12 protein-coding genes are annotated in these 11,642 nt (G+C 70.8%); 9 read left to right on the top strand and 3 right to left on the bottom strand.

Annotated elements, in window-relative coordinates; genetic code table 11:
• Positions 1–177: 177 nt before the first annotated feature.
• The 3 genes from M3E84_RS11640 to M3E84_RS11630 all read left to right on the top strand — a co-directional run bounded on the left by M3E84_RS11640 (position 178) and on the right by M3E84_RS11630 (position 2,952).
• The gene (locus tag M3E84_RS11640) at positions 178–513 is read left to right on the top strand and encodes a rhodanese-like domain-containing protein (RefSeq protein WP_024289227.1); all 336 of its coding nucleotides are present in this window, start codon (positions 178–180) and stop codon (positions 511–513) included.
• A gap of 13 nt (positions 514–526) precedes the next feature.
• Positions 527–1,456 (top strand): prephenate dehydratase, encoded by a 930-nt coding sequence (pheA, locus tag M3E84_RS11635; RefSeq protein ID WP_259896380.1) that lies wholly within the window; start codon positions 527–529, stop codon positions 1,454–1,456.
• 95 nt (positions 1,457–1,551) lie between these two features.
• Positions 1,552–2,952 (top strand): GntP family permease, encoded by a 1,401-nt coding sequence (locus M3E84_RS11630; protein WP_259896379.1) that lies wholly within the window; start codon positions 1,552–1,554, stop codon positions 2,950–2,952.
• A 23-nt stretch (positions 2,953–2,975) separates the two neighbouring features.
• On the opposite strand, the gene M3E84_RS11625 is transcribed toward M3E84_RS11630, so the two are convergent.
• Positions 2,976–4,031 (bottom strand): diacylglycerol kinase family protein, encoded by a 1,056-nt coding sequence (locus M3E84_RS11625; protein WP_259896378.1) that lies wholly within the window; start codon positions 4,029–4,031, stop codon positions 2,976–2,978.
• Between the two features lie 137 nt (positions 4,032–4,168).
• Here M3E84_RS11625 and serS point away from each other — a divergent pair, with 137 nt between their 5' ends.
• Positions 4,169–5,470 carry a serine--tRNA ligase gene (gene serS / locus M3E84_RS11620; RefSeq protein WP_259896377.1) on the top strand — a complete coding sequence of 434 codons (1,302 nt, stop codon included), beginning with the start codon at positions 4,169–4,171 and terminating at the stop codon, positions 5,468–5,470.
• A 100-nt stretch (positions 5,471–5,570) separates the two neighbouring features.
• Positions 5,571–6,557, top strand: coding sequence for an HAD family hydrolase (locus M3E84_RS11615; RefSeq protein ID WP_259896376.1), 987 nt, complete (start codon positions 5,571–5,573; stop codon positions 6,555–6,557).
• Positions 6,558–6,620: 63 nt separating this feature from the next.
• Here M3E84_RS11615 and M3E84_RS11610 read toward each other — a convergent pair whose 3' ends face one another.
• On the bottom strand, positions 6,621–6,764 hold the full coding sequence (locus tag M3E84_RS11610) for a hypothetical protein (RefSeq protein ID WP_259896375.1): 144 nt from the start codon (positions 6,762–6,764) through the stop codon (positions 6,621–6,623).
• Positions 6,765–6,987: 223 nt separating this feature from the next.
• Between M3E84_RS11610 and M3E84_RS11605 the strand changes: the two genes are divergently transcribed.
• The 4 genes from M3E84_RS11605 to M3E84_RS11590 are packed head-to-tail and all read left to right on the top strand — an operon-like array spanning position 6,988 to position 10,816.
• A complete protein-coding gene (locus tag M3E84_RS11605; protein ID WP_259896374.1) occupies positions 6,988–7,629 on the top strand; it encodes an ABC transporter permease in 642 nt (213 codons plus the stop codon).
• On the top strand, positions 7,622–8,941 hold the full coding sequence (locus M3E84_RS11600) for an ATP-binding cassette domain-containing protein (RefSeq protein ID WP_259896372.1): 1,320 nt from the start codon (positions 7,622–7,624) through the stop codon (positions 8,939–8,941). Before M3E84_RS11605 ends, M3E84_RS11600 begins: the two co-directional genes overlap by 8 nt.
• Positions 8,938–9,708 (top strand): ABC transporter permease, encoded by a 771-nt coding sequence (locus tag M3E84_RS11595; RefSeq protein ID WP_259896370.1) that lies wholly within the window; start codon positions 8,938–8,940, stop codon positions 9,706–9,708. The genes M3E84_RS11600 and M3E84_RS11595 overlap by 4 nt, the downstream gene beginning before the upstream one ends.
• Positions 9,709–9,763: 55 nt before the next feature.
• On the top strand, positions 9,764–10,816 hold the full coding sequence (locus M3E84_RS11590; RefSeq protein WP_259896369.1) for a glycine betaine ABC transporter substrate-binding protein: 1,053 nt from the start codon (positions 9,764–9,766) through the stop codon (positions 10,814–10,816).
• Positions 10,817–10,846: 30 nt separating this feature from the next.
• Here M3E84_RS11590 and M3E84_RS11585 read toward each other — a convergent pair whose 3' ends face one another.
• Positions 10,847–11,557 carry a hypothetical protein gene (locus M3E84_RS11585; protein ID WP_259896368.1) on the bottom strand — a complete coding sequence of 237 codons (711 nt, stop codon included), beginning with the start codon at positions 11,555–11,557 and terminating at the stop codon, positions 10,847–10,849.
• Positions 11,558–11,642 lie beyond the last annotated feature (85 nt).

Here is an 11,642-nt window from a genome sequence, read left to right as displayed (position 1 = left end):
CCCCCCCCCCCACCCCCCGCCCCCCCCCCCCCCGCGCGGGCGCGGGGGGGGGGGCCCGCTGCCGCGTCGTGCACCGCGATTAGGGTGAGGGGACGACGACGGGGCCGATCGCGGCCCCGCGAGCCACCGCGCCGCAGGGGATCGGCCCCGGGCGCCGAGATGAACTGGAGGATCGCCATGGACAACGTGGATAACCTGCCCAGCGCCGATGTCACCGAGGTCCCCGAGGACGCCAAGGTCCTCGACGTCCGCGAGGACTTCGAGTGGGAGGCCGGGCACATCGAGGGTGCGCAGCACATCCCGCTGGGCGAGCTCTCGGCCCGCTACGGCGAGGTCCCCATGGACGAGGACGTCTATGTGATCTGCCGCTCCGGCGGCCGGTCCCTGAAGGCCACGGCCTTCCTGGCACAGAGCGGCTTCGATCCGATCAACGTGCTCGGCGGCATGGGCGCATGGGCGGATGCCGACAAGCCCATGGTCTCGGAGACCGACGACACACCCTCGGTGAAGTGACGCCCCGGAGACCATGAGCATCGCGTTCCTGGGTCCCGCCGGGACCTTCACCGAATCGGCGCTGCGGCAGATCGAGCCGGATCCCGCCCATCACCTGCCGGTCGCCTCGGTCCCCGCGGCCCTGGCGGCGGTGCGCGACGGGCGGGCCGCCTCGGCGGTCGTGCCGATCGAGAACTCCGTCGAGGGCGGCGTGACCGCCACGCTGGATGCGCTCGCCGAGGGCACCGAGCTGCGGATCTGCGCGGAGATGATCGTGCCGATCCGCTTCGCGCTCGTGGCGCTGAGGCCCATGGAGCTGTCCCAGGTCCGGGCCGTGGCCACGCACTCGCATGCGTGGGCCCAGGTCAGAGGCTGGGTGGAAGAGAACATGTCGGAGGTGGAATACATTCCGGCATCGTCCACCGCGGCCGGCGCCCTGGGGCTGCTGGCCTCGGGGGAGTCCGCGGGCTATGACGCCGCGATCTGCTCCCCGGCGATCCTCGCGGCCCATCCCGAGCTGACCGTGCTGGCCGATGACATCGGGGACAACCGGGCCGCCGTCACCCGCTTCGTGCAGGTGGCCGAGCCGGGCGAGCAGCTGCCGGAGCGCACGGGCTCGGATCGCACCACGCTCGTCATCCCGCTGTGGAGCGACCGCGCCGGCGCCCTGCTGGAGATCCTCGAGCAGTTCTCCACCCGCGGGGTGAACCTCTCGCGCATCGAATCCCGGCCCACCGGCGCCTCGCTGGGGGACTACTTCTTCTCGGTCGATCTGGACGGTCACATCCTGGACGAGCGGGTCGCGGAGGCCGTGGTGGGCCTGCGGCGAATCTGTCCGACCACCCGGTTCCTGGGCTCGTACCCCAGGGCGGAGCAGGGCGTGACGGAGGTCGAGGGCCGGCACACGGACGGAGCCTTCCGCCAGGCGAGGGACTGGGTCCAGCAGCTGCGCGAAGGGCGCTGAGCCGACTCCCTTCCATCGGCCGGCCCGGCAGGCGGATACGCTGAGCCCTTCGGTGCTCGATGACGAGCGCCCCGACAAGCGCAAGGAGCCGAGACATGGTCGAGGAGCTCGAGGGCTGGGAGCAGACCCTCACCGCAGGTCCGCTGCTGCTGATCGCCGCCGCGGCGATCGCCGCCCTGCTGGTGCTGATCATCAAGCTGAAGATGCACGCCTTCGTGGCGCTGATCGTCATCAGCTTCCTCACGGCGGTCGCCGCGGGCATCCCGTTCGGCGCGGTCGTGCCCGTGATGCTCGACGGCTTCGGCGGCACGCTGGCCAGCGTGGCGCTGCTGGTGGGCCTGGGTGCCATGCTCGGACGGCTGCTCGAGACCTCCGGCGGCGCCCAGGTGCTGGCCGAGAGGCTGATCTCGATCTTCGGCGAGAAGCGGGCCCCGCTGGCGCTGGGAGTGGCCTCCCTGCTGTTCGGCTTCCCGATCTTCTTCGACGCCGGCCTGGTCGTCATGCTGCCCGTGGTCTTCGCCGTGGCCCGACGGCTCGGCGGCTCCGTGCTGCTCTACGCGCTGCCTTCGGTCGGCGCGTTCTCCGTGATGCACGTGTTCCTGCCGCCGCATCCGGGGCCGGTCACCGCCTCCACGTTCTTCGAGGCGAACGTCGGCCTGGTCCTGCTCGTGGGCCTGGTGGCTGCGCTTCCGGCCTGGTACCTGTCGTCGTACCTCTTCGGCAAGGTCGTGGGACGGCGGATCGATCTGCCCGTGCCGAGCATCCTGGGTGAGGCCGAGGCGGTGCAGAACCCGCCGAAGACGGGGACCGTGGTCTTCATCCTCCTGCTGCCCATGCTGCTGATCTTCCTCAACACGGGGCTGTCCACCCTGCTGAAGTCCGGGGCCATCCCCGAGGGCGTGGGGGAGCAGGCCTGGTTCCAGCTGCTGGTCTCCCTGGGGGCCACGCCGGTGGCGCTGACGATCTCGCTGCTGGTCGCGGCCCTGCTCGTGGGCAAGGCCCGCGGGGTCAGCGGCAGCGCGATCGAGAAGACCTTCGACTCGGCGCTGGGCCCCGTCTGCTCGGTCATCCTCATCACGGGAGCCGGCGGCATGTTCGGCGGCGTGCTGCGCAGCTCGGGCATCGGCGACGCCCTGGCCGACGTCCTCACCGACCTCGGCATCCCGCTGATCCTGGCCGGCTTCTTCATCTCGGTGATCATGCGCGTGGCCCAGGGCTCGGCCACCGTCGCGCTGACGACCGCCGCCGGGCTCATCGCACCCGCAGTGATGTCCGCCGACCTGAGCGGGCTGCAGGTCGCAGCGCTCGTGGTCGCGGTGGCCGCAGGCTCCGTGGCGCTATCGCACGTCAACGACTCCGGCTTCTGGCTCGTGGGCCGCTTCCTGGAGATGGATGTGCGCACCACGTTCAGGACCTGGACGGTGCTCGAGACGATCATCGCGGTGGTCGGCTTCCTGATCGCAGCGGCCGTCTACGGCCTGGCCGGTCTCCTGTAGCCGCGGCGCCGCGCGGACAAGGCTCAGGACTCGTCGTCGCGATCCTGCCGACGACGGTGGAAGTCCGTCTGGATCGCCGGGTCGCCGTCCGGGTGACGGCCGCGGACCTGGTCGTCGATCAGGTCCAGCGACTCCCGTGCCATCGTGGGCGGGACGCGCAGCGACAGGGCGCCGGGCATGGTCTCGGCCTCGAAGGCCACCACGTGGCCCACGGGGTCGCCGTCGAGCTCGCCGCTGGTGGGCTCGGCGAACTCGGCGCGCATCTTCCGGCACTCGTAGTGATCGAGCTCGGGCAGCGGATGGCGGTGCTGGGTGATCACCTTGCCGGCCAGCCGCGCCCAGCCGAGCAGGTGGCGCGGGGCGATCACCACCACATCCATCTTGCCGTCGTCCAGCTTGGCGCCGGGGACCAGCACGAGCCCGCCGGTGAGGGTCCCGCAGTTGGCGGCCATGATCGAGCGCACGCGCCGCGACTGCCAGGGGCCGTCGTCCAGGCTGAAGCGCGCCCACGCCGGGGACATGAGCACCCGGCGCATGCCGGCCTCGCCGTAGGCCATCCATCCGATCTTCTTCTTGAGGCGATCGCTGGTGTGCTCCATGATCTCGGCGTCGAAGCCGACCCCGCCCATGACGCACAGCAGCTTCTCGTCCATGGTTCCGTCGTCCGATTCGGTGCGGAAGGCGACCATGTCGAGGGCCTTGTCCTCCCCGAACAGCGCGACATCCACGCAGTGATGGATGTCATCGAGATGGGCGCCCAGGTTGCGGGCCAGGAGGTTGCCGGTGCCCATGGGGATCAGCCCCAGCGGGGTCCCGGCGCCGGCGAGGACCTCGGCCACGGTGCGCACGGTGCCGTCGCCGCCGGCGGCCAGCACCACATCGGCGCCCCATTCGAGGGCCGCGCGCGTCATGGACGTGCCGGGGTCGTCGACCCGGGTCTCGAAGAACCGCGGCTGCGGCCATCCCGCCTTGCGGCAGGCCAGCGTGGTGTGGTTGATGGCGTCGTCCGCCCCGGCCTTGATGGGGTTGACGACGACGGCCACGTGCTGGGCGCGGGGCTGGTCCAAGGATTCGGGCACGGAGAACAGCTCCTGAGGCTTCGGAGTGAGGGGCGGATCCGGGCCGCGCAGCAGCGGCGGGATCGCCGGTGAACCACCACCGTAGCGCGCCCGCATGACAGCCAGCCGGGGATGGTCGGCTCCGCTACCCTGGCCGGGTGATCGATATCAACATGCTCCGCGAGAATCCCGACAAGTTCCGCGCCTCGCAGGCCGCCCGCGGCGCCGACGAGTCCGTGGTGGACCGCGTGCTGGAGGCGGACTCCGCCCGTCGTGCGGCCATCACCGAGTACGAGACGCTGCGCGCCGAGCAGAAGAGCTTCGGCAAGCAGGTGGCACAGGCCCAGGGCGAGGACAAGCAGCGCCTGCTGGCCGAGGTCAAGGAGCTCGCCGAGCGCGTCAAGGACGCCGACTCCCGCGCCGATGCCGCCCAGACCACGATCGACGAGCTGCTCAAGGCCCTTCCGAACCTGATCATCGACGGCATCCCGGCCGGCGGCGAGGACGACTTCACGGTGCTCAAGCACGTGGGTCAGCCCCGGGACTTCGCAGCCGAGGGCTTCGAGGCGCGGGATCACCTGGAGATCGGCGAGCTCGTGGACGGGCTGGACATGGCCCGCGGCGCCAAGGTCGGCGGCTCGCGCTTCTACTTCCTCAAGCGCGACATCGCGCGTCTGGAGACCGCCCTGCTGCGCATGGGCCAGGACCTGGCCATGGACAACGACTTCATCGCGCTGACCACCCCGACCCTGGTGCGCCCGGAGATCATGGCCGGCACCGGCTTCGACGTCGAGCACGACGACGAGATCTACCGCCTCGAGAAGGACGACCTCTACCTGGTCGGCACCTCCGAGGTCGCGATCGCCGGCTACCACGCCGATGAGATCATCGACCTGTCCGACGGCCCGCTGCGCTACGCGGGCTGGTCCACCTGCTACCGCCGGGAGGCCGGCTCGGCCGGCAAGGACACCCGCGGCATCATCCGCGTCCACCAGTTCAACAAGCTGGAGATGTTCGTCTACTGCACCCAGGACCAGGCCGAGGCCGAGCACGCCCGCCTGCTCGAGTGGGAGGAGCAGATGCTGCAGGCCTGCGGGCTGTCCTACCGGGTGATCGACACCGCCGCAGGCGATCTCGGCACCTCCGCTGCGCGCAAGTTCGACTGCGAGGCCTGGATCCCCACCCAGGGCCGCTACCGCGAGCTGTCCTCGACCTCGAACTGCACCACCTACCAGGCCCGCCGCCTGAACATCCGCGAGCGGCTGGCCGACACCACGACCGCCGACGGCAAGGTGAAGAAGGGCGGCACGCAGATGGTCGCCACCCTCAACGGCACCCTGGCCACCACGCGCTGGCTCGTGGCGATCCTGGAGACGCACCAGCAGGCCGACGGCTCCGTCGTGATCCCCGAGGCCCTGCGCCCGTACATGCGCGCTCAGGAGACCATCGAGGTGCGCTGACCCGCCGGACGGGGCTTGCTGGGTGAACGTCCTGTGAAGCGACGGGTCGTCGTGGTGACCGCCACGGCGGCCCGTCGCCGCTGTGTGGCAGGCTCGGGGGATGACTCAGACGCACTGTCCCGACAGCGACGATCGGGCCCACGACCAGCTGCACCATGACGACCGCGGCTCCCTGCCGCAGCCGCAGGACTCCCGGCAGGACCCGCCCCACGCCCCCGACCACGCGATCCCGCCGTTCCCCGAGCCCGACCGCGAGCCGGTGGGCAGCGACTGGCGGCTCCAGGAGGGCGTGCGCTATCTCGTGTGCCTGGACGTGGACGGAACGCTCGTGGATCACGACGGGCGCATGACGCAGGACGTGCTGGATTCGGCGCGCGCGGCGGCTGCGGCCGGGCACCACCTGGTCATCGCCACCGGGCGCTCGCGCGGAGCCACCCTGCCGGTATGCGAGAAGCTCGGGCTGGAGGCCGGCTACGCCGTCTCCTCCAACGGCGGCATCACCATGCACCTGTCGAGCGAGCACGACGACTGGTACCGCGTGATCGACGCGGTGACCTTCAGCCCGCAGCCGGCGCTCGAGGCGCTGCGCGAGGTCCTGCCGGCGGCCAAGTACGCGATCGAGACCGCGGACGGCAGCTTCTACTCGACCGAGCGCTTCCAGGACAGCTCGTTCGGCATCGAGGCGATCCCCACGGACATGCGCGGGCTCGCCGAGCTCGACGCCGTGCGGCTCGTGGTCAGCAGCTTTGCCGAGGAGCCGGAGGACTTCGCCGAGGCCATCGACCGCTCGGGCCTGCACGGCGTGGCCTACTCCGTGGGCTGGACCTCATGGCTGGATGTGGCGGCCAACGGCGTCTCCAAGGCCAGCGCGCTGGAGCAGGTCCGGCGCCGCCTGGACGTCGATCCCGCCCACACGGTCGCGATCGGCGACGGGCGCAACGACATCGAGATGCTCGAGTGGGCGGCCCGCGGAGTGGCGATGGGCCAGGCCCCGGACGAGGTCGTGGAGGCGGCGCGGGAGGTCACCACGAGCGTGTACCAGGACGGCGCCGCCCGCATCCTGCGCTCCATGCTGCCGCAGGGCTGAGCCGCAGCCCGGGCTCCGGGCGAGCCGCTGCGCTGGGGCTGCCGCTCGCCCGCGGCGGACGGATCAGCTCGACGGCTCGGCCGCCGGAAGCGCCAGCTCCGGCAGCAGGTGGGCCAGGACATCCCGCATGGCGGTCTCGGGGCGCTGGGCCTGGGCCATCCAGGGGGTCTGCGAGCTGACCGAGGCGCTGCCGTCGGCTGCCCGCATGGTGGCCTAAGCGATCAGTGCGGCGCGAGACGGTGCGCGGGCCGGGGCGCCCGGCGGCCGCCGCATCCTACCCGAATCTCTGAGATGCGGATCACAGATCAGTGCGCTGATGAGCCAATGCCCGCAGACGCGCATTCATTCGCCTAGGGTGAAGAGGCCAGGGGCGTCCAGCCCGTCTGCCGGGTTCGCCCCGGCAGCTCCAAGTCTCCGGAGGGACTGACCCGTGTCCGACTATCTCGCAGAGCGCTGGCAGGTGATCCTGTTCTCCAGCTGGCAGCACCTGTGGCTGGTGATCCAGTGCCTGGCGCTGGCCACCGTGCTGGCCGTGGCCGTCGCGCTGCTGTGCTACCGCTCCCAGCGCCTGTCCGAGCTGGCCAACAGCGTCACCGCGATCGGGCTGACCATCCCGTCGTTCGCCCTGATCGGCCTGCTCGTCACTCCGCTGGGCTTCGGCATCGCCCCGGCCATCGTGGTGATCACCTTCTACGCCGCGCTGCCGATCCTTCGCAACGCGGTCGTGGGCCTGGCAGGCGTCCCGGACACCGTCGTGGAATCCGCCCGCGGCATCGGCATGAGCCGGCTGTCCACCCTGCTGCGCGTCGAGCTGCCCATGGCCTGGCCGGTCATCCTCACCGGAATGCGCGTCTCGGGCCAGATGGTCATGGGCGTCGCCGCGATCGCGGCCTGGGTCCTGGGCCCCGGCCTGGGCGGCTTCATCTTCTCCGGGCTCTCCCGATTGGGCGGAGCCAACGCTCTGGCCTCGGTGCTCACCGGCGTGATCGCCGTGATCGTCGTGGCCTTCATCCTCGATCTCCTCCTCGCCCTGCTGGGGCGCCTGACCACCTCGAGAGGTCTCCGTGTCTGATCCGCGCAGCTCCGCCCAGAACACCGTCCCCGACACCCGCTCCGAGGTCACCGGCGTCCCGATCCTGCTCGACGGCGTGACCAAGCAGTACGGCTCGCGCGCCAAGCCGGCGGTCGACCACCTGACCCTTGAGATCCCGGCAGGCTCGACCGTGATGTTCGTGGGCCCGTCCGGCTGCGGCAAGACCACGACGCTGAAGATGATCAACCGCCTGATCGAGCCCAGCCAGGGCCGGATCGTGATCGACGGCGAGGACGTCACGAGCATGAACGGCGATGAACTGCGTCGGCGCATGGGCTACGTCATCCAGGCCGGCGGCCTGTTCCCGCACATGACCGTGGCCGCGAACATCGGACTGGTCCCCAAGATGCTGGGGTGGGACAAGCAGCGGGTGGCCGAGCGCGTGGACGAGCTGCTCGATCTGGTCTCCCTGGACCCGGCGCTGTACCGCGAGCGCTACCCCAAGCAGCTCTCCGGCGGGCAGCAGCAGCGCGTGGGCGTGGCCCGGGCCCTGGCCGCCGATCCGCCCGTACTGCTCATGGACGAGCCGTTCGGCGCGGTCGATCCGATCACGCGCGCTCGTCTGCAGGAGGAGATGATCTCCATCCAGCGGGAGCTGCGCAAGACGATCGTGATCGTCACCCATGACATCGACGAGGCCGTGAAGCTCGGCGACTGGGTGGTCGTGTTCGACGAGGGCGCGCACATCCAGCAGTACGACCGCCCCGAGCGCATCCTGTCCGAGCCCGCCAACGACTTCGTGGCCGACTTCGTGGGCCGCGGCGCCGGTCTCAAGGCGCTGGGGCTGTCCCGCGTTCGGGACATGCCGCGCCGCGAGGCCGTGACGCTGACCCCCGAGGACTCCGTGCAGAGTGCTCTCGAGCGCGCCGGCAGCGCGGGCCACGAGCACGTGGTGATCGTGGACGGCTCCGGGCGCCCGCTGGCCTGGCCGTCGCTCGAGCAGCTGAGCCGGGCTCAGCAGCTGCCCAGCCGCCTGGATCCGGACCTGCCGGTCGTGGGCGAGGATGCGACCCTCGAGGACGCGCTGAACACCATGCTCGTCTCCCGGGTGGGCGCGGGCCTGGTGGTCGGCGCTCGCGGGCGCTTCGAGGGCGTCGTCGACCTGGACGCGGTCATGGAGTCACTGCAGTCCCAGCGCACCGCGACCGGCCCCGGAGCGGCCCCCGTGGGTTCGAACGACGCCGACATCCGCGTCTCGCGCGACGACGACACCGGCGAGATCCGGGTCACCACCGAGGAGGACCCGCACGGGGGCTCCAGCGCGTCCGAGCCGGAGGAGGCCCGACGATGACGGCCGCCGCAGATCTGGGCAGCGCCTCAGGGGTCCAGGAGGACCGGGGCCGGCTGCGTTCGCTGATCATCTACCCGATCGTGCTGCTGGCCGCGCTGGGCGTGCTGATCCTGTGGCTGAGCCAGGCCGATCTCACGGAGACGGAGCTGGTCACGCTGGCGCCCGGGCCCCTGCTGAATGCCACCCTGGAGCATCTGCGGCTCACCGCGATCGCCACCGTCATCGTGCTCGTGATCGCGATCCCGCTGGGCATCCTGCTCACCCGGCGGCCCATGCGGCGCTGGACCGGGGTGATCTTGGCGATCGTCAACATCGGCCAGGCGGCCCCGGCTGTGGGCCTGATCGTGCTCTTCGCCATGTGGATGGGCTTCGGCTCCACGGCCGCGATCGTGGCGCTCGTGGTCTACGCGGTGCTTCCGGTGCTGCGCAACACCATGGTCGGACTCGACTCGGTGGATCAGTCGCTGGTCGAGGCGGGCAGGGGCATGGGCATGTCCGCACTGTCGGTGCTGTGGCGCATCGAGCTGCCGCTGGCAGTGCCGCTGATGCTCGCGGGCATCCGCACCGCTCTGGTGCTGGTCGTGGGCACGGCCACCCTGGCGACCTTCGTCAGCGCAGGCGGCCTGGGCGTGGCCATCACGACCGGCGTGAACCTGGATCTGCCCCGGGTGCTGATCGCGGGCTCCGTCCTGGTCTCGCTGCTGGCGCTGGCCATCGACTGGCTCGGTCGGGTGGTCGAGCACATCGCCCGCCCTCGGGGACTGTGAGGCTGTCGTGGGCGATATCAGCAAGCAGCACGAGAACAGGAGCGCGGAGGCCAGCATGATCACGACCGCCAGCATGATCACGACCAGCCGCTCGACGACCTCGGGCGGCCGGGGCTCGCCGCGGCGCCGCCGCGTCCTGTCCGCAGCAGCCCTGGCGGCGGCCGCGGCGATGGCGCTGTCGGGCTGCGGGCTCTCCCCATCGGCCTCCTACGTCCCGCAGTTCGAGCAGGGCTCGATCGAGCCGGTCGAGGGAGCCGAGGAGATCCCCGTCACGGTGGTCTCCAAGAACTTCACCGAGCAGCTCATCCTGGGCAAGATCCTGGTCCTGGCAGCGGAGGCCGCCGGGTACCAGGTCACCGACCAGACCAACGTCCCGGGCTCGCAGCCGGTGCGCCGGATGATGGAGGAGGGCGAGGGCGACCTCACCATCGAGTACACCGGCACTGCCTGGATCACGTACTTGGGCCACGAGGAGGGCATTCCCGATCCGCAGGAGCAGTGGCAGGCCGTGGCCGACGAGGACAAGGCCAATGGGCTGATCTGGGGCCCGCCGGCGGAGTTCAACAACACGTACGCCCTGGCGGTGCGCTCGGAGTACGCCCAGGAGCACGGGCTCAAGACGATCTCCGATCTGCGCAGCCTGCCGGTCGAGGACCGGACGCTGTGCGTGGAGGCCGAGTTCAACTCCCGGTCGGACGGGCTCAATCCCCTGCTCGAGCACTACGGCCTGGACCGCGGCGGCGAGCAGATGCCCGAGGACAACATCGGTCTCTATGACACCGGTGCGATCTACGCGGCCACCGACAACGGCGACTGCAACGTGGGCGAGGTGTTCGCCACCGATGGGCGCATCCTGTCACTGGATCTCACCGTGCTCGAGGACGACCGGAAGTACTTCCCCGCCTACAACGGCTCGGCGGTCTACAACGAGCCGAAGCTCGAGCAGGCCCCGGAGCTGGCCGAGGTCATGGATCGGATCATGCCCGAGCTCGACAACGAGACGCTGCAGGAGCTCAACGCCCAGGTGGATGTGGAGGGCCGGGAGCCGATCGACGTGGCCTATGACTGGATGGTCTCCGAAGGGTTCATCTCCGAGCCCGCCGGCTGAGCTGGCGGTGCGGCTCCGGCGGCCGCCCGCTCAGTCTCGCGGCGGCCAGAAACGCGGCTCGATGTCGATCGAGCGGGCGATCAGCTCGTCCTCCAGCACCTCCCGGCAGATCAGGGGCAGGCGCAGGGAGCCGATGCGGTCGGTCTCGTCGAAGCACACGCGCAGCTGCGGGAAGCCGCGCCGGTAGCGCTGCAGGTCTCGGCACAGCTCCACGATCTCCACGAGGGTCTCCTGCGCGGCGAGCACCCAGAAGCTCTCCCGGTCCATGAGCTGGAACAGCCCCACGGAGCCGCCGCGGCGGGCCGAGTCCAGGCCGCCGAACGAGGGCCGGGCCACCCAGCCGCCGGAATGCGGGGCCTGGGGGTCCTGCGGCTGGCCGCCCATCAGCGGTGCGATGGGGTCGTACTCCCAGCACCTGGCCTCCCGCAGCCACTGCGGGGGCTCGGGCACCAGGACATCCGCGTCCTGATCGCGCCAGTCGACGGAGTCGTCGTCGAAGGCGGCCAGATGCAGGGTCTCCCAGAAGCGATGCAGGGGGAGGTCCGCGCCAACGCTGTTGAGCAGGACGCCCTCCAGATGCAGGCCCCCGGTGGCCGAGACGGTCGTGGCGGTCTGGATGCGCATCCGCTGGAGCATGCGGTCGATCTCCGCCAGGTGCAGCGGCTCGCCGAGCACCACCGTGGTCCCCTGGTGCTCGAGCACGTAGGGCACCCGCTGGGGGACCTCATCCGATCGGCTCATCACAGGCTCATGCAACCACAGCGCACCGACAGCACAAGGGCCTCCTCCGGCCGTCGTCGCCGCCGGCCATGAGACAGGCCCCGCC

Origin of the sequence: Kocuria sp. p3-SID1428, from assembly GCF_025149945.1 — a bacterium.
GTDB lineage: Bacteria > Actinomycetota > Actinomycetes > Actinomycetales > Micrococcaceae > Kocuria.
This window is presented reverse-complemented; position numbering and strand designations above follow the sequence as displayed.

Excerpts from the sequence above, each read along its gene's own strand:
- M3E84_RS11630 (WP_259896379.1), top strand. The coding sequence starts at position 1,552 with ATGGTCGAGGAGCTCGAGGGCTGGGAGCAGACCCTCACCGCAGGTCCG.
- M3E84_RS11590 (WP_259896369.1), top strand. The coding sequence starts at position 9,764 with ATGATCACGACCGCCAGCATGATCACGACCAGCCGCTCGACGACCTCG.
- pheA (WP_259896380.1), top strand. The coding sequence starts at position 527 with ATGAGCATCGCGTTCCTGGGTCCCGCCGGGACCTTCACCGAATCGGCG.
- M3E84_RS11615 (WP_259896376.1), top strand. The coding sequence starts at position 5,571 with ATGACTCAGACGCACTGTCCCGACAGCGACGATCGGGCCCACGACCAG.
- M3E84_RS11610 (WP_259896375.1), bottom strand. The coding sequence starts at position 6,764 with ATGCGGGCAGCCGACGGCAGCGCCTCGGTCAGCTCGCAGACCCCCTGG.
- M3E84_RS11595 (WP_259896370.1), top strand. The coding sequence starts at position 8,938 with ATGACGGCCGCCGCAGATCTGGGCAGCGCCTCAGGGGTCCAGGAGGAC.
- M3E84_RS11640 (WP_024289227.1), top strand. The coding sequence starts at position 178 with ATGGACAACGTGGATAACCTGCCCAGCGCCGATGTCACCGAGGTCCCC.
- M3E84_RS11585 (WP_259896368.1), bottom strand. The coding sequence starts at position 11,557 with ATGAGCCGATCGGATGAGGTCCCCCAGCGGGTGCCCTACGTGCTCGAG.